Consider the following 17,455-nt stretch of genomic DNA (forward strand, 5'->3'; position numbering starts at 1 on the left):
TGCTAGGGGGCGAGGTGCGGTCACGGCGAGCGCGTCCTTTTCGTTCAAGTGGTCTGGAATATCACGGCTCTCTGCCATGTTTGCCTTGCCATTGCCACCGCCGACGCGGCATGGCGATGCCATGGCACGCTTATCCTTCGACATTGTCGGCTTCGACCTCGACGGCACCCTGCTCGACACCAGCGGCGATCTGGCCGCGGCGGTCAATTATGCGATCGGCACGATCGGCCGAGCCCCCTTCCCGGTCGATTCCATCCGGCCCTTCGTGGGCAAGGGTGCCAAGGTGATGCTGCAGCGCGCGCTCGACGCGTCGGGCGGCTATGACGAAGCGATCCTCGACCAGACGCTGCCGATCCTGCTCGATTATTATGAGCAGAATCTGGCGCTCTACTCCCTGCCCTATCCCGGCATGATGGCGATGCTGGATGCGCTGGCGGAGCGCGGCGTGCGGCTCGCCATCTGCACCAACAAGGCGGAACGCTTCACGATTCCCTTGCTGCACCAATTGGGCCTGTTCGACCGCTTCGCCTCGGTCGTGGCCGGTGACACGGTCGGCATTGCCAAGCCCGATCCGGCGCCGATCCATGCGATGATCGAGCGGGCCGGCGGCGGCCGCACCATCTTCCTGGGCGACACGATCAACGACATTGCCGGCGCCCGCAATGCCGGCATTCCCAGCATCGCGGTCAGCTTCGGCTTCCTCGACGGCCCGGTCGAAAATCTGGAGGCCGACGGCGTGATCCACCATTTCGACGAATTGGTGCCGATGCTGGAAGCCTGGCCGGCATGACGCGGCCATGACCCTGCGGCTGGAGCGCGACGGCGCGATCGCCCGGCTGCTGATCGACCGAGCCGATCGCCGCAACGCCATGACCCAGGCGATGTGGGAAGCGCTGCCCCATCTGGTAGCCGATGCCATGGCCGACGCGGACATCCGCGTGCTGATCCTGGCCTCGGCGACGCCCGGCCTGTTCTGCGCGGGCGCCGACATCCATGAATTTGCCGCCTGTTCGGGCGATGCCGGCTGGCGTGCCGCCAATCAGGCCGCGATCCGCTCCACCCAATATGCGCTGGCCCATGCCGAAAAGCCGGTGATCGCGGCGATCGACGGCGATTGCGTTGGCGGCGGATGCGGCCTGGCGATCGCCTGCGACCTGCGCATCGCGGCCCCCACCGCGCGCATGGGCATCACGCCCGCCAAGCTGGGCATCGTCTATTCGCTGTTCGACACCCGCCTGCTGGTCGATCTGGTCGGGGCGGCACGGGCCAAGCGCATCCTCTTCACCGGCGCGCTGCACGATGCCGACGCGGCCCTTGCCATCGGTCTGATCGATGAGGTCGCGGCCGATCCGCTGGCCGCCGCTGAAAGGCTGGCCGGCGAGATCGCCGCCAATGCCCAGCATAGCGTGCGCGCGTCGAAGGCGATGGTCCGCCGCATCCTCGACGGACAGGCGGATGACGATATGGTGACGCTGGAGATGTTCCGCGACGCCTTCACCTATCCCGACTTTGCCGAAGGCGTCGCGGCGTTCCGCGAGAAGCGGAAACCGCGTTTCTGATCCAGGTTAGGCAGTTTCCCGCTCGGCCCGCCGCAACCGTTACGCTCTCTTAACCATCGACATTTACCGGAAAATGCAGGATGGCGCTCCTGCATGACGCGACGTCATGCCGTCATGCTGCACAAAGGATCGGTCGCGCCTCGTGGGTGAGAATTTCGCCTTCTTCCTGCCCATCATGATGGCCAGCTTCGGCGTCGCCTTCCTCATCGTCTGGGGCTGGGGCGCGCGCGAAGCGGGCTGGTGGAGCGGCGCCTTCTTCAGCGTCGCCATGGGCTTTGCCGTGCCGGTCGCGTTCGACTTCCTGCCGACCGACCTGTGGGGCATCGTCGCCGACACCGCCTTTGCCACCGGCTTCCTGCTGTTCAGCCAGGCACTGCTGACGCGCTGGCGCCCCAATTGGGTGCTGGGGCTGCGCATCGCCATCTGGGCGATATCGATCCTGATCTGCAGCTTTGCGGTGATGCGGGACATCGTCCCGCTGGAACTGGTGTCGTCCGACTTCGGCTGCTTCCTGCTGATTTCCATTCCGCTGATCGCCGGGCGCGGCCAGCTTCGCGGCTGGCCCGATCGCGCCCTCTATGCCGCCGTCACTCTGGTCGCGCTCGACAATCTGCTGCGCGGCAGCAGCGTGTCCTTCACCCTGCCCGGCGGCGTCGCGTTCCGCGACAGCCAATATGCCTTCCTGATGCAGGCGCTGGCCTGCATGTTCGGCCTGTTCCTGGCCCTCTCCGCACTCGCGACGGCCATGCAGGACGTGCTCACCCGCTATCGCCATGATGCCCATGTCGATCCGCTGTCGGGCCTGCTCAACCGCCGCGGGTTCGAGGAAGCGGTGGCGCGCCATGATGCCAGCGGCAGCCTGATCGCCTGCGACATCGATCATTTCAAGCGGGTCAACGACGCCCATGGCCATGGGCTGGGCGACCGGGTGATCGTCGCGCTGGCCGATGCCCTGCGGGCGCTGGCCCCGGCCGATGCCGTCATCGCCCGCTTCGGCGGCGAGGAGTTCATCCTCTTCCTGCCCGGCGCAGACCCCGCCATGGCGACCGGCATAGCCGACGCGATCCGGCTGCGCTTTGCCGAACAGGCGGCAAGCCGGCTTGGCCTGCCCGGCCCGCTCACCGCCAGCTTCGGCCTCACCAGCCTGCACCGCGCCGACCGCTCGATCCATGACGCGATCGCCCGCGCCGACAGCGCGCTCTATGAAGCGAAGGAAAAGGGCCGCAACCGCGTCGCCATTCGGCCCGCGCTGGCGCCCGCCGGCGATGCTCAGTCGAGCCGCGCCATCGCCTGAAGAAAGGCGTCGCGCGCCGCCTGGCGCTTGAGCCGCCGGCGTCGCAGCAGGATCGCGACCGCGCCGAAGGGCAGGCACACCGCCAGTCCCAGAGCCGTCTGCGGTAATATCTGCAGCGTCATTTCGGGATGGCGAACGATCGCGATGATGTCGGCCAGCGCGGTCAGCACCGAAAAGATGATCCATAGCGCAAAGAACAACCGCTCAGGATTGGCCGACGGCACCGACTGGCTGGAGGGGAACTGGTTCATGCGCGTCCGATAGAACAGCGCGCGTCCTTCCCCAAAAGAAAAAGGCCCCCGCTTGGCGGAGGCCCCTTCCCTTATCCTGCGATAGCGCAGTCGATCACATGTGGATCGGCTTGCCGGTCACGGCCATCGCCGCTTCCTTGATCGCTTCGCTGTGCGTCGGGTGCGCATGACAGGTATAGGCGATGTCTTCGCTCGACGCGCCGAATTCCATGGCCTGCGCCGCCTGCGCGATCATCGTGCCGGCGACGGTCGCGATGATCCACACGCCCAGCACCTTATCGGTTTCGGCGTCGGCGATGATCTTCACGAAGCCGTCGGGCTCGTGATTGGTCTTGGCACGGCTGTTCGCCATCATCGGGAACTTGCCGACCTTGACGGCGCCACGTTCCTTGGCGGCTTCCTCGGTCAGGCCCACGCCCGCGATTTCCGGCTTGGTGTAGACCACCGAGGGGATCACGTCATGGTTCACGATGCCGGTCAGGCCCGCGATATTCTCGGCGACGGCAATGCCCTCGTCCTCGGCCTTGTGCGCCAGCATCGGGCCGGGGATGACGTCGCCGATCGCCCAGACGCCCGGAACCTTGGTGCCGAACTCATGATCGGTCTCGATCTGACCGCGCGCGTTCAGCTCCAGGCCGATCTTGTCGAGGCCCAGGCCCTCGGTGTTGGGACGACGACCGATCGACACCAGGACAACGTCGGCCTCGATCTTTTCGGCTTCGCCACCGGCGGCCGGTTCGACGGTCAGGGTCACGCCCGACTTGCCGACTTCGGCGCCGGTCACCTTGGTGCCGAGCTTATATTCGAAGCCCTGCTTCTTGAAGATCTTGTTGGCTTCCTTGCGGACTTCGCCGTCCATGCCGGGCAGGATCTGGTCGAGATATTCGACCACGGTCACCTTGGCGCCCAGGCGCTTCCACACCGAACCCAGTTCCAGACCGATGACGCCACCGCCGACGACGACCAGATGGCCCGGAACCTTGTCCAGTTCCAGCGCGCCGGTCGAATCGACGATCTTGCCGCCTGCATTGTCCACGGCCACGCCGGGCAGCGGGGCGACCGACGAACCGGTGGCGATGACGATGTTCTTCGCCGTCACCTTCTCGCCATTCACTTCGACGGTGTTGGCGCCGGTGAAGCTGGCCAGGCCCTTGAGCCAGGTCACCTTGTTCTTCTTGAACAGATATTCGATGCCGCCGGTCAGGCCCTTGATGGCATCGACGCGCTGGCCCTGCATGGTGGGCAGGTCCAGGCTCATCTTGTCGATCTTGACGCCCAGCTTGGCGAGCGCGCCATTGGCGGCCTCGTCATAAAGTTCCGAGGCGTGCAGCAGCGCCTTCGACGGGATGCAGCCGACATTGAGGCAGGTGCCGCCAAGCGTCTCGCGGCTTTCAGCGCAGGCGGTCTTCAGGCCCAGCTGCGCAGCGCGGATCGCGGCGACATAGCCACCCGGGCCAGCACCGATAACCAGGACGTCATAATCGAAATCGGACATGGGGTTTTCCCTTCTCCAGTCATGCCAGCCTAACTGGCATCGCTCTGCCCCAAATCAAGGGCAAGAGGCGCCCCGGCCGAAGCCGGGGCAACAATAAATGGTGATTATTACAGGTCGATCAGCAGACGGGTCGGATCCTCGATCGCGTTCTTGACCGCGACAAGGAAGGTCACCGCTTCACGACCGTCGATCAGACGATGGTCATAGCTGAGCGCCAGATACATCATCGGGCGGATCACGATCTGACCGTTACGGACGACCGGGCGGTCCTCGATGCGGTGCAGGCCCAGAACCGCCGACTGGGGCGGGTTGATGATCGGGCTGGACAGCAGCGAACCGAACACGCCGCCGTTGGAGATGGTGAAGGTGCCGCCCTTCATATCTTCCATCGTCAGCTTGCCTTCCTTGGCCTTCTTGCCGAAGCCGCCGATGGTCTTTTCAATGGCAGCGACGCTCAGGCTTTCCGCATTGCGGATGACCGGAACGACCAGGCCGGTCGGGGCCGAGACGGCGACCGAGATGTCGGCGAAGTCGTTATAGACGATCTCGTCGCCTTCGATCTGCGCGTTGACGCCCGGAATGTCCTTCAGCGCCATGCAGACGGCCTTGGTGAAGAAGCCCATGAAGCCCAGACGGACGCCATGCTTCTTCTCGAACAGATCCTTGTACTTGGCGCGCGCCTCGATGACGTTGGTCATGTCGACGTCGTTGTACGTGGTCAGCAGGGCAGCGTTGTTCTGCGCTTCCTTCAGACGCTTGGCGACGGTCTGGCGCAGGCGGGTCATCTTGACGCGTTCCTGCTTGCGGCTGGGGCCAGCGGCCGGCGCATCGGCGGCAGGCGCCGAAGCAGGGGTCGCAGCAGCAGCCTTGGCAGTGCCGGCAGCGACGGCGGCCATGACGTCGTCCTTGGTCAGACGGCCGTCCTTGCCGGTGCCCTTGATCTTGCTCGGGTCAAGACCATGCTCCAGCACCAGGCGGCGGACCGCCGGCGACAGGGTCAGGCTGCCGCCCTCTTCGTCGTCCGATGCAGCCGGGGCCGAAGCGGCCGGCGCGGGCGCAGCGGCTTCCGCCTTGGCGGCGGGAGCAGCGGCAGCAGGAGCGGCAGCAGCGGCTCCGCCTTCGTTCACATAGGCCAGCAGCGCGCCGACCTCGACCGTGTCGCCTTCCTTGGCGACCAGATCACCCATGACACCGGCGACCGGCGAGGGCACGTCGACCGCGACCTTGTCGGTTTCCAGGCTGACGATCGGCTCGTCGGCCTTGACCGCTTCACCCGGCTTCTTGAGCCACTGACCGACGGTTGCTTCGGTAACGGATTCGCCCAGCGTGGGGACTTTGACTTCGGTTGCCATGTGCTTTCTCAGCCTTTCTTCTGGCGACGGATTTCTTCACGAACGCTGTGACCCAGCGCATCGGCGACGAGGGCGCCCTGTTCGGACACATGGCGCGAGGCCAGGCCCGTGGCAGGCGATGCCGATGCCTTGCGGCCGGCATAGCGAGCGCGCTTGGGCGCCTTGCCGGCCTTGGCCAGCGCTTCCTCGATGTAGGGTTCGACGAAGGACCAGGCGCCGTTGTTGCGCGGTTCTTCCTGACACCAGACGACGTCTTCCAGATTGGTCATGCGCTCGATGCGCGTGGCCAGTGCGTCGGTGGCGAACGGATAAATCTGTTCGATACGGACGATCTGGGTGTTGGCGTCGCCGGCGGCGTCGCGGGCTTCCATCAGGTCGTAGAAGACCTTGCCCGAGCAGAGCACCAGGCGCTTGGTATCCTTGTCGGCCGACCCATTGGGGTCCGACAGGATGCGCTTAAAGTGCGTTTCGCCCAGGAAGTCCTCGGCCTTGCTGACGGCGGCCTTGTGACGCAACAGCGACTTGGGCGCCATGATGATGAGCGGCTTGCGGAAGGGCCGCAGCATCTGGCGACGCAGCGCGTGGAAGTAATTGGCCGGGGTCGTGATATTCGCGACCTGGATATTGCCTTCGGCGCAGAGCTGCAGATAGCGTTCCAGACGCGCCGAGCTATGCTCGGGGCCCTGGCCTTCATAGCCGTGCGGCAGCAGGCAGACGAGGCCGTTGGACCGCAGCCACTTGGTTTCCGACGACGCGATATACTGGTCGAAGATGATCTGCGCACCATTGGCGAAATCGCCGAACTGCGCTTCCCAGATCACCAGGCTCTTCGGGTCCGCCAGGGCGAAACCATACTCAAAGCCCAGCACGCCATATTCGGACAAAGGCGAGTCCAGCACTTCGAAACGGCCATGTGGCACGGTCGAGAGCGGGATATACTTGGCCTCGGTGTCCTGGTCGGTCCAGACCGCGTGACGCTGGCTGAAGGTGCCGCGACCCGAGTCCTGACCCGACAGGCGAACGCCATAGCCTTCCGACAGCAGCGAACCGAAGGCCAGCGCCTCGCCGGTTGCCCAGTCGAAATTGGCACCCGACTTGAACATCTCGGCCTTGGCATCCAGCACGCGCTTCAGCGTCTTGTGGACATTATGGCCTTCGGGAACGGTGGTCAGCGTGCGGCCCAGGCTGTCGAACAGCTTCTGGTTGATCGCCGATTCCACGCTCTGGCGCGCGGTTTCGGCATCAGCCGGCTTGTGCAGGCCCGACCAGCGACCGGCGAACCAGTCGGCCTTGTTGGCCTTGTAGCTCTTGGCAGCTTCGAACTCGTCTTCCAGATGGGCGACGAACTCGTCGGTCGAACCGGAGACGAACGCGTCGTCCACCACGCCTTCCGCCTTCAGGCGCGCGGCATAAATGTCGCTGACCGGCGGATGCTGACGGATTTCCTTGTACATCAGCGGCTGGGTGAAGCCCGGCTCGTCGCCTTCGTTATGACCGAAGCGGCGATAGCACCACATGTCGACGACGACGTCGCGATGGAATTTCTGGCGATATTCCATGGCCAGCTTGGTCGCGAAGGTCACGGCTTCGGGATCGTCGCCATTGACGTGCAGGATCGGCGCCTGGACACCCTTCGCCACGTCCGACGGATAGGGCGAGCCGCGCGAGAATTGCGGGCTGGTGGTGAAGCCGATCTGGTTGTTGATGATGAAGTGGACGCAGCCGCCGGTGTTGTAGCCGCTGACGCCCGAGAAGCCGAGGCATTCCCAGACGATGCCCTGGCCGGCAAAGGCCGCGTCGCCGTGGATCAGCACGGGCAGAACCTGCTCATGCTTGGTGAGGTCATCGCGGAAGGTCTGCTGCGCGCGGACCTTGCCCAGCACCACCGGATCGACGGTTTCAAGGTGCGACGGGTTGGGGACCAGCGACATGTGGACCTTGACGCCGTCGAACTCACGGTCGGTCGAGGTGCCGAGGTGATATTTCACGTCGCCCGAACCACCCACGTCTTCGGGGTTGGCAGTGCCGCCCGAGAATTCGTGGAAAATGACGCGGAAGCCCTTGGCCATGACGTTGGCAAGGACGTTCAGGCGGCCGCGATGGGCCATGCCGAACACGATCTCGCGCACGCCCGATGCGCCACCATATTTGATGACCGCTTCGAGCGCGGGGATCATGGACTCGCCACCGTCGAGGCCGAAGCGCTTGGTGCCGACATATTTGCGGCCCAGGAACTTCTCATACTGCTCGCCCTGGATGACCTTGGCCAGGATCGCCTTCTTGCCCTCGGGCGTGAAGTGGATTTCCTTGTCCTTGCCTTCCAGGCGTTCCTGCAGGAAGCGGCGCTCTTCGACGTCCGCGATATGCATATATTCAAGGCCGACATTACCGCAGTAATTCTGGCGCAGGATCGTCACGATCTCCGCGACGGTCGCGTACTGCAGGCCCAGCGTGCCGCCCAGGAAGACCTTCTTCGACGCGTCGGTCAGGCCATGATATTCCGGGGTCAGGTCCGCCGGCAGGTCACGCTTGGCCAGGCCCAGCGGATCGAGATTGGCGGCCAGATGACCGCGCACGCGATATGTGCGGATCAGCATCTGCGCGCGGATTGCGTCCTCGGCAGCCGATGCGATATCGGCCTCGGAAACAGCAGCACCCTGCGCCTTTGCAGCAGCCTTCACGGCCACCTGCATCTGCGTCGGGTCCATCGCCCCGGTCAGGTCGTCGGTGTCCGCCAACGGCCAGTTGGGGCGTGCCCAGCTCGGCCCCTGTTCGATCTCGAAATCCTGGTTCTCGTAACCCATCGTCTTGTGTCCCATGCATGCCGCGTGCAGTCGCGGAGCGGGAAAGTGCGGCCGGGGTGCAGCCCGGCCGCGTTTCCATATCATATTTTAAAGGCGGATCAGCCCTTCAGCACTTCCAGCAGGGTCTCGCCCAGCAGGCTCGGGCTGGCAGCGACCTTGATGCCGGCCGCTTCCATCGCCGCGATCTTGCTTTCCGCGTCGCCCTTGCCGCCCGACACGATCGCGCCGGCGTGGCCCATGCGACGGCCCGGAGGCGCCGTGCGACCAGCGATGAAGCCGGCCATCGGCTTCTTGCGGCCCTTCTTGGCTTCGTCGATCAGGAACTGGGCAGCCTGCTCTTCCGCGTCGCCGCCGATTTCACCGATCATGATGATCGATTCGGTGGCGTCGTCGGCCAGGAACAGTTCCAGCACGTCGATGAAGTTGGTGCCGTTGACCGGGTCACCGCCGATGCCGACGGCCGTGGTCTGGCCCAGGCCCGCATTGGTGGTCTGGAACACGGCTTCATAGGTCAGCGTGCCCGAACGCGACACGACGCCGACCGAACCCTTCGAGAAGATGTTGCCGGGCATGATGCCGATCTTGCACTCGCCGGGCGTCAGCAGGCCGGGGCAATTCGGGCCGATCAGGCGCGATTTCGAACCCGACAGGGCGCGCTTCACCTTGACCATGTCCAGAACCGGGATGCCTTCGGTGATCGCGACGATCAGCGGGATTTCGGCATCGATCGCTTCCAGGATCGAGTCGGCCGCGAACGGCGGCGGAACATAGATGACCGATGCGTCGGCGCCGGTCTTCGACTTGGCTTCGGCAACGGTGTCGAACATCGGCAGACCGATGTGGGTCGTGCCGCCCTTGCCGGGGGTCACGCCGCCAACCATCTGCGTGCCATAGGCAAGAGCGGTTTCGGTGTGGAAGGTGCCGGTGGCACCGGTCATACCCTGGGTGATGACCTTGGTGTTCTTGTTCACCAGAATGGACATATGTGTCCCTTTATTCTCTGTGGACGTGGCACTTGGGTCTAAAGCGACCCGTCCCAGGCTGCGCACTTACCTGGAACGGGACGGTGCAAGCTGGTTGGCTCAGGCGAGCGAGGGATCGATACCCTTGCAGGCTTCCAGCAGTTCCTTGACGGCGTCGACCGACACCTGGAGGTTGGCCTTGGCTTCGTCGTTCAGCTCGATCTCGATGACCTGCTCGACGCCATCCTTGCCGATGATGACCGGCACGCCGACATAGAGATTGTCGACGCCATACTGGCCGGTCAGGTTCGCGGCACAGGGCAGCAGGCGCTTCTTGTCGCCCAGATAGGCTTCAGCCATGGCGATCGCGCTGGTGGCGGGCGCATAGAAGGCCGAACCGGTCTTGAGCAGCGCGACGATCTCGCCGCCGCCCGAACGGGTGCGCTTGACGATGGCGTCGATGCGCTCCTGGGTCGAACGGCCCTGCTTGATCAGGTCGGGAACCGGGATGCCGGCGACGGTCGAATATTCGATCACCGGAACCATGGTGTCGCCATGGCCGCCGAGCACGAAGCTGGTGACGTCCTTGGCCGAGACGTTGAATTCTTCCGCCAGGAAGTGGTTGAAGCGCGAGCTGTCCAGAACGCCGGCCATGCCGACGACCTTGTTTGCGGGCAGGCCCGAAAATTCGCGCAGCGCCCAGACCATGGCATCCAAGGGGTTGGTGATGCAGATGACGAAGGCGTCGGGGGCGTTGGCGGCGATGCCCTCGCCCACGGCCTTCATGACCTTGAGGTTGATGCCCAGCAGGTCGTCGCGGCTCATGCCCGGCTTGCGGGCGACACCGGCGGTGACGATGATGACGTCCGCGCCCGCGATATCGGCATAGTCGTTGGAACCGGTGATCTTCGCATCGAAGCCTTCGACCGAGGCGCACTGCGACAGGTCGAGAGCCTTGCCCTGGGGAACGCCTTCGACGACGTCGAACAGGACGATGTCACCGAGTCCCTTGAGAGCCGCGAGATGCGCGAGCGTGCCGCCGATATTGCCAGCGCCAATGAGCGCGATCTTCTTACGGGCCATATGCAATCATCCTCCAAGATGTGAACTCTGGAATTGTCAGTGCGCCTACGCCCATATTGTGGGGGTTTCAACCAAACAAAGCCCCCTGCAGCAAATTATCTTTGCAATTCATTCGCAGTTGCATTAGAGGCTTTTTCACACCCTGTCGCTCCTGGTCTCCTACCCTGGACCTAGAGCCTTCCCTGCAGCGGTAGCCTGCCGGATGCTTCCCAAGTGGAAGCATCCGGTCTGTTTTTCCGTAAGAAAGTTGCGCCCTGATGAACGTCGACGCAAGCGGCGATAGGGCGAAATGCGCGCACGACGGGGTGCGCCGCGCTTATTTGGGGCCGTGACCCAGCGCGAGATAATCGTCGGACTGCATTTCCATCAACCGCGACACGGTCCGCTCGAATTCGAACGCCCCATCCCCTTCGGGATAGAGTCGCATCGGCTCGGCATCGGCCGAAGCGAGCAATTTGACCTTATATTCGTAGAGCGAGTCGATCAGCGTGACGAAGCGCGCCGCCTCGTTGCGCTTCTCCGGCCCCAGCACCGGAATGCCGACGATGATGACCGTATGATATTTGCGCGCGATCGCCAGATAGTCGGGCGCGCCGCGCGCCTCGACGCACAGCCGCTTGAACGAGAAGACGGCAACGCCCTTCAGGCTCTTGGGCACATGCATGGTGCGCCCGCCCTGAACGACGATCTCCTCCGAGGGCACCTTGGCCCGGTCCTCGACCGAAAAGTCGGTCAGGCGGAAAAAGGCCTCCGACAGCGCCCTGGTCGCCTCCGGCCCATTGGGCACATGCCACAGCTTCGAGTCGCCCAGGCGGTCGCGGCGATAATCGACCGGACCGTTCAGCGTCATCACGTCCAGCTTGGCCTTGATGAGGTCGATGAAGGGCAGGAAGAGCTGGCGATTGAGGCCATTCTTGTAGAGTTCGTCGGGCTCACGGTTGGAGGTGGTGACGATCGTCACCCGCTTTTCCAGCAGCCCCGTGAACAGGCGCGACATGATCGCCGCATCAGCCATATTGTTGACGACCATCTCGTCGAAGCAGAGCAGCCGCGCCTCTTCGGCCAGCGACTCGACCACCGGCGGGATCGGATCGCCCGACTCGGACTTGCGCGCCTCGGCCAGGCGGGCATGCACGTCGAGCATGAATTCATGGAAATGGGCGCGCTTCTTGCGCTGCACATGGACCGTGTCGAAGAACAGGTCCATCAGCATCGACTTGCCGCGCCCGACCCCGCCCCACATGTAGAGGCCCCGCGGCGGCTCGGGCTGCTTGCGCAGCAGCTTCCACAGCGTCGAGCCACGCGCCGGCGTCGCTTCCAGATCATGCTGAAGCTGGTCGAGTCGCACGGCGGCGGCACGCTGGTCCGGGTCGGGCCGCAATTCGCCAGCCTCGACCAGCGCATCATAACGGGCGATGACGCTGGTCACTGCGCCTTGGGCGCCTTGCGCAGCGTGGCGGTGGACGCCGCGACCGGCTCGCCCTCCTGGGTGATCAGCATGCGCAGGAACATCAGGCGCCCGGTCTCGCGCAGCAATTCCACCTCGGCCAGCAGGTCGGGACCGACCTTGCCCGCGCCCAGATATTGCATCGACAGGTCGATGGTCACGCCGTTCACCTGATCGCGATAACCCATCGCCCACAGGCCGCCGAAATAGGCATGGTCGGCAAAGGCAGCGAGGAAGCCGCCATGCAGCGTATCGAGCCGGTTGCGGTGGCTGGTGCGGGTTTCCAGCGCGACATGCGCCTTCTTCTCGCCCAGCCCGCGCATGTAACCGCGGCCGATGGCCTGCAGGAAGGTGTCGGGATGCGGATCGTGCCAGGCGGTCCAGCCCGACCATTTCCCTTCGTTCAGCGGTCGCCCGCCTGCAACACCGTCGCTGGTCAACTTACAGCTGCCGTTCGACCATCATCTTCTTGGTCTCCGCGATCGCCTTGGCCGGGCTCAGGCCCTTGGGGCAGACGTTCGCGCAGTTCATGATGGTGTGGCAGCGATAGAGGCGGAAGGGATCTTCCAGCTCGTCGAGGCGCTCGCCGGTGAACTCGTCGCGGCTGTCGGCCAGCCAGCGATAGGCCTGCAGCAGGATCGCCGGGCCCAGGAACTTGTCGCTGTTCCACCAGTAGCTGGGGCAGCTGGTCGAGCAGCAGGCGCACAGGATGCACTCATAAAGACCATCCAGCTTCTCGCGATCGGCGGGCGACTGCAGCCGCTCCTTGCCGCTCGGCGCGGGGCTGACGGTTTGCAGCCAGGGCTTGATGCTGTTGTACTGGGCGTAGAAGTGGGTGAAGTCCGGCACCAGATCCTTGATGACGTCCATGTGCGGCAGCGGGGTGATCTGCACCTGCTTGCCGGCGCATTCGTCGATCGCGGTGGTGCAGGCCAGGCCGTTCTTGCCGTTCATGTTCATCGAACAGGAACCGCAAATGCCTTCGCGGCACGAACGGCGGAAGGTCAGGGTCGAGTCATACTCGTTCTTGATCTTCAGCAGCGCGTCGAGAACCATCGGGCCGCAATTGTCGAGATCGATCTCGAACGTATCGTAGCGCGGATTCTCGCCCGAGTCCGGATCGTAGCGATAGACCTTGAAGCTGCGGACATTGGTCGCGCCCTCGGGCGCCTTGTGGGTCACGCCCTTGCCGCTGATCTTGCTGTTCTTGGGCAAAGCAAATTCGGCCATCGCTCGTCGAGCCTCTTCGTCGATGTCTGTCTGATGGGGGTCCGCATAACGAAAAATCTGCAAAGGTCCAGCACTGAGACCATGTTTCTGCCCCGGCGGGCCTTGTTGCAAATCGATTGCAAATAATCATTGCCGAAGAGGGGCTTCGGCTTGCGTCCCGCGCCAGCCACGCTAGAGCGACCTCGTTTCGCTCCCCCCTCGCATTGCGACGCGGGGCGAAGTAAAGCAAACGCAGGTCATGCCCCTGCGGCGGCGAATATCTGTGGGGACCGCCTTCATTGCCGATCGACATCGCCTTTCTTGCCATCGCCGAAGCGCAGCAGGTGTTTCACTGGCTGCCGGCCGCCCTTGAACTGGGCAAGCGCGCGGATGTGCGCGTCCATGTGCTTTCGCCCTCGCGCCTGATTCTCGATCTGGTCGCCAGCTATGATCCCGAAGGACGGCTCGACCTCATCAAGCTGCGTCGCCCCTCGACCAAGCCCGACTCCCTGTTCCGCCTGCCCTCGCGGCTGGCGACGTTGCTGCTCAACTATCGCGCCATCGCCCGCTTCCCGACGCTGGTGACGACGGAAATCACCAGCGCCTGGCTGAAACGGATGCCCGGCTTTGCCACCCGCCTGATCCTGATCAAGCATGGCGCGGGCGACCGGGCTGGCGGCTACAAGCAGCGCCACGCCGATTTCGACCTGACCATCGTCGCGGGCGAGAAGGACCGGCGCCGGATGATCGGCTACGGCCTCTGCACCGAAGCCAATTGCCTGGTCGGCGGCTATGCCAAGTTCGAACTGCGCGCGCCGCGCCGCCCCTTGTTCGACGACGACAAGCCGGTGCTGCTCTACAATCCGCATTTCGACCCGGAGCTGTCCTCCTGGGTCAGGCACGGGCCGCAGGTCATGGCCGCGCTCGAAGCGCTGCAGGGCTGGAACGTCATCATCGCGCCGCATGTGAAGCTCGCCCGCCGCATCCCGCCAATCCACAGCGACAGCCCGCATATCCGCGTCGACATGGGTAGCCGCCACTCGATCGACATGAGCTACACGACCAGCGCCGACGCCTATCTGGGCGACGTGTCGAGCCAGGTTTACGAGTTTCTGCTCACCCCCCGCCCCTGCATCTTCCTGAACCTCGACCATCATGACTGGCGCGAGGATCAGGCCTTCGCCCATTGGCGCCTGGGCCAGGTGATCGACCGCGCGGATGCGCTTCAGGGCGCGCTCGATCGGGCAGCAGACTTGCAACCGGGCCTGGTTGCTGCTCAGGAAGCGGCAATGCAGGATAGTATCGATCTTTCCCCGGTCCCCGCCTCGCAGCGGCAGGCCGCCCTCATCCTCGATTTTGCGCAGAAGGCACAGGCATGATGCAGACGATCAGCACCACCCTCGGCCCGGTTCGCCTGCTCGGCGAGAATGCGACCCCGATCTGGGGCATGTCCAACGCCGAACGCAATCGCCGCATGGCGGAAAGCGCGGCCAAGAATGGCAGCACGCTGGCGCCGGGCCATGAACTGGTCTTCAACCTCGCCTATGCCTTCGACCCGCTGTTGCTGCGGCTGGTGCTGGAAACGCCCGGCACGATGTTCGCCTGGGCCGGCCAGCCGATCGTCGGTCAGGTGCCCGCGGGCAGCGACCCGATGAAGGCCAGCGGCCTCATCGACCTGTCGGACGGGCGCAAGCTATACAATCGCCAGCTGCGCAAGCTGGAACAGCCGATGGTGCGCGAACTGGTGCCCCAGACCCGCAAGGCGATCGAACGGCAAAGCTATTTCGGCGCCTATAAGGGCGTGACCGACCTGCTGACCAAATATCTCTGGCCCGAACTGGCACTGATCCTGACGCGCATCGCCGCGCAGCTGAAGATGACACCGAACATGGTGTCGGTGATCGGCGTGACGCTCTGCCTCGTCGCCACCTTCCTGTTCGCCAAGGGACTGTTCTGGACCGGCTTCCTGTGCGGCTTCATCTTCATGGTGCTGGACACGGTGGACGGCAAGCTCGCCCGCTGCACCATCACTTCTTCCAAATGGGGCAATGTGATCGACCATGGCGTCGACCTGGTCCACCCGCCCTTCTGGTGGTATTTCTGGGGCGTGGGCCTTACCTATTGGGGGCTGGGCCTGTCGGCCGGCACCTTCACCTTCATCATGACCGCCGTGATCGCGGGCTATATCCTCCAGCGCCTGATCGAGGGGATGTTCCTCAAGGACTTCAAGATGGACATCCATGTATGGCGTCCGTTCGACAGTCAGTTCCGCCTGATCACCGCGCGTCGCAACCCGAACATGGTGATCCTGTTCGTGGCGCTGCTGTTCGGCCGGCCCGATATCGGCCTGATCGCGCTCGCCTGGTGGACCATCATCTCGCTGGTCGTCCATGCCGTGCGCCTGGCCCAGGCCTATATCGTCCACCGCTCCGGCCGGCCGATCGTCAGCTGGATGGACGAGGCCGAGGCAGCGGCATGAACGCGACCATCGCCAAGTTCGGCTGGCCCGCGACGCTGGTTGCCGAATTCGACCATTGGGTCGTGCTGCTGCGCCCCGCCCAGCCGACGCTGGGATCGCTGGTGCTGGCAGCCAAGAGCGACGCGACCGCGTTCGGCGACCTGCCGGGCGCGGCGCATGCCGAACTCAAGACCGTCACCGCCGCGATCGAGGCCGCGCTGACCCGCGCGGTGAACTATGCCAAGATCAACTATCTGATGCTGATGATGGTCGACCCGCATGTCCATTTCCATGTCATCCCCCGCTATGACGGGGAACGCAGCGCCGCCGGCCTGACCATCACCGATGCCGGCTGGCCGGGCCAGCCCGACCTTGGCAGCGCGGTCAAGATTGACAACGAAGCTGACACGGCGCTGCGCGATTGGCTGAAGGGGCATTTCGCCCTCTGATCGGACGGATCGGGGCCGGCCGAATCAGGGCCGAAAGGTCAGGCTCAGCACGAAGCGGTTGGATTCCTGCCCCAGATTATATTCGGCCTGCATCGCCCAATGGCTGGACAGTTCCAGATTGGCGCCGGCGATGCCGGCCCAGGGGCGGCGGCTCGACAGGTCGACCTTGTAGCGCAGGCCGACACCATCGCCGTCCTCGAACAACGGGCCGCTGCGCACCAGCCCCGACACGGTGACATCCATGTCGAAATAATTGGCGCCGACATAGGGTGTCAGGATCGTGTTGCCGCCCAGCGAGACGCGCGGGCCGGCCCGTGCCGCGATGTTGGTCATCCGCATGTCGGACCGGTCCTTCTTCGCCACGCTGATCGTCTTGGCGAGGGACAGGGCGGCAAACCAGCTGTTGCTGCCATAACCCAGGATGCTGCCGAAGGTGAAGGAGGTGTTGTCGACATCCGCCTTGAAGGGCAGCTGGCTATGACCGCAGGGCTTGGCCGGGCGACAGAAGGGGAAAGGCACGAAGGCATCGAGATCGATGTCGACGCCGACATCGACATGCCCCTTCACCTTGCCGATGCCGGCGAACAGGTTGAGGAAGGGGAACAGCCAGACATCCGCCTTGAACTCGCTGTTGCTGGTCCGGCTTTCCATCTCCGTCGTGGTGACGAAGGGCACCTGTAGCAGCGACGCGCCCTCGGGCGGATCCTCGCCCTTGGCGATGGCGACTGCCAGGTTCCGGCTGTTCATATGCTGAACATTGTGGATCAGCATGCCGCTGGCGCCCAGCGCGCGCTGGATATGATAGCCGCGCTCGATCGCCGCCCGCCCGCCGATCGGCAGCAGCGGATATTTTTCGCGTTCGGGCGGGGGCTCCGCCGCCCCTTCTGCGGGCGCAACGGGCATCGGCGTGTCGGTCGCCCCGCTGACGGGATCGGCGCTGGTCGCAACCTGGGTAATGATCGGGACGGGCGGCACTTCTTCTGCGCGGGCATGGCCCGCCACACCCAGCGCCATGACCGATAGCAGCGTCAATCCTCGCATCGCCATCATTCCCTGTCCCCCGGCCCCGCGCCCTGCTCCTTCGGGCCGGGC

General features: G+C 64.4%; 16 protein-coding genes. 6 read left to right on the top strand and 10 right to left on the bottom strand.

The window, feature by feature from the left end; all coding sequences use genetic code 11:
* The first annotated feature begins 121 nt into the window (after nt 1-121).
* From ACUCV3_RS13385 to ACUCV3_RS13395, 3 genes are all read left to right on the top strand, one after another.
* Nucleotides 122-790 (top strand): HAD family hydrolase, encoded by a 669-nt coding sequence (locus ACUCV3_RS13385; RefSeq protein WP_170978376.1) that lies wholly within the window; start codon nt 122-124, stop codon nt 788-790.
* A gap of 7 nt (nt 791-797) precedes the next feature.
* Nucleotides 798-1,559 (top strand): enoyl-CoA hydratase/isomerase family protein, encoded by a 762-nt coding sequence (locus ACUCV3_RS13390; RefSeq protein WP_048937832.1) that lies wholly within the window; start codon nt 798-800, stop codon nt 1,557-1,559.
* 142 nt (nt 1,560-1,701) lie between these two features.
* A complete protein-coding gene (locus tag ACUCV3_RS13395) occupies nt 1,702-2,853 on the top strand; it encodes a GGDEF domain-containing protein (RefSeq protein ID WP_048937831.1) in 1,152 nt (383 codons plus the stop codon).
* Here ACUCV3_RS13395 and ACUCV3_RS13400 read toward each other — a convergent pair.
* The 9 genes from ACUCV3_RS13400 to ACUCV3_RS13440 form a co-directional block, all read right to left on the bottom strand.
* Entirely contained in the window at nt 2,829-3,104 is a 276-nt protein-coding gene (locus ACUCV3_RS13400; protein WP_004211159.1) for a hypothetical protein, read from the bottom strand. The two genes, ACUCV3_RS13395 and ACUCV3_RS13400, sit on opposite strands and share 25 nt — an antisense overlap.
* 94 nt (nt 3,105-3,198) lie before the next feature.
* The gene (gene lpdA / locus ACUCV3_RS13405; protein WP_010337479.1) at nt 3,199-4,599 is read right to left on the bottom strand and encodes a dihydrolipoyl dehydrogenase; all 1,401 of its coding nucleotides are present in this window, start codon (nt 4,597-4,599) and stop codon (nt 3,199-3,201) included.
* A gap of 107 nt (nt 4,600-4,706) precedes the next feature.
* Entirely contained in the window at nt 4,707-5,951 is a 1,245-nt protein-coding gene (odhB, locus tag ACUCV3_RS13410; RefSeq protein WP_017501596.1) for a 2-oxoglutarate dehydrogenase complex dihydrolipoyllysine-residue succinyltransferase, read from the bottom strand.
* An 8-nt stretch (nt 5,952-5,959) separates the two neighbouring features.
* The gene (locus ACUCV3_RS13415; protein WP_004211156.1) at nt 5,960-8,755 is read right to left on the bottom strand and encodes a 2-oxoglutarate dehydrogenase E1 component; all 2,796 of its coding nucleotides are present in this window, start codon (nt 8,753-8,755) and stop codon (nt 5,960-5,962) included.
* A gap of 98 nt (nt 8,756-8,853) precedes the next feature.
* Nucleotides 8,854-9,738 carry a succinate--CoA ligase subunit alpha gene (gene sucD / locus ACUCV3_RS13420; RefSeq protein ID WP_004211155.1) on the bottom strand — a complete coding sequence of 295 codons (885 nt, stop codon included), beginning with the start codon at nt 9,736-9,738 and terminating at the stop codon, nt 8,854-8,856.
* A gap of 99 nt (nt 9,739-9,837) precedes the next feature.
* A complete protein-coding gene (gene mdh, locus ACUCV3_RS13425; RefSeq protein WP_010337480.1) occupies nt 9,838-10,800 on the bottom strand; it encodes a malate dehydrogenase in 963 nt (320 codons plus the stop codon).
* Nucleotides 10,801-11,116: 316 nt separating this feature from the next.
* The gene (zapE, locus tag ACUCV3_RS13430; protein WP_048937830.1) at nt 11,117-12,229 is read right to left on the bottom strand and encodes a cell division protein ZapE; all 1,113 of its coding nucleotides are present in this window, start codon (nt 12,227-12,229) and stop codon (nt 11,117-11,119) included.
* Entirely contained in the window at nt 12,226-12,687 is a 462-nt protein-coding gene (locus ACUCV3_RS13435; RefSeq protein ID WP_048937829.1) for a PaaI family thioesterase, read from the bottom strand. Before ACUCV3_RS13435 ends, zapE begins: the two co-directional genes overlap by 4 nt.
* 1 nt (nt 12,688) lies before the next feature.
* Complete coding sequence (locus ACUCV3_RS13440; RefSeq protein ID WP_004211148.1) at nt 12,689-13,477, bottom strand: succinate dehydrogenase iron-sulfur subunit; 789 nt, start codon at nt 13,475-13,477, stop codon at nt 12,689-12,691.
* Nucleotides 13,478-13,755: 278 nt separating this feature from the next.
* Between ACUCV3_RS13440 and ACUCV3_RS13445 the strand changes: the two genes are divergently transcribed.
* From ACUCV3_RS13445 to ACUCV3_RS13455, 3 genes are read left to right on the top strand one after another with little or no spacing between them, the layout of a single operon-like run.
* Nucleotides 13,756-14,835, top strand: a complete 1,080-nt coding sequence (locus tag ACUCV3_RS13445) for a glycosyl transferase (RefSeq protein ID WP_048937828.1) — start codon at nt 13,756-13,758, stop codon at nt 14,833-14,835.
* Nucleotides 14,832-15,935 carry a CDP-alcohol phosphatidyltransferase family protein gene (locus tag ACUCV3_RS13450; protein WP_048937827.1) on the top strand — a complete coding sequence of 368 codons (1,104 nt, stop codon included), beginning with the start codon at nt 14,832-14,834 and terminating at the stop codon, nt 15,933-15,935. The genes ACUCV3_RS13445 and ACUCV3_RS13450 overlap by 4 nt, the downstream gene beginning before the upstream one ends.
* The gene (locus tag ACUCV3_RS13455) at nt 15,932-16,363 is read left to right on the top strand and encodes an HIT family protein (protein ID WP_048937826.1); all 432 of its coding nucleotides are present in this window, start codon (nt 15,932-15,934) and stop codon (nt 16,361-16,363) included. Before ACUCV3_RS13450 ends, ACUCV3_RS13455 begins: the two co-directional genes overlap by 4 nt.
* Before the next feature lie 24 nt (nt 16,364-16,387).
* On the opposite strand, the gene ACUCV3_RS13460 is transcribed toward ACUCV3_RS13455, so the two are convergent.
* Entirely contained in the window at nt 16,388-17,413 is a 1,026-nt protein-coding gene (locus ACUCV3_RS13460) for an outer membrane beta-barrel protein (RefSeq protein WP_048937825.1), read from the bottom strand.
* Nucleotides 17,414-17,455: the final 42 nt, after the last annotated feature.

This window comes from Sphingobium sp. VMM, assembly GCF_056790315.1.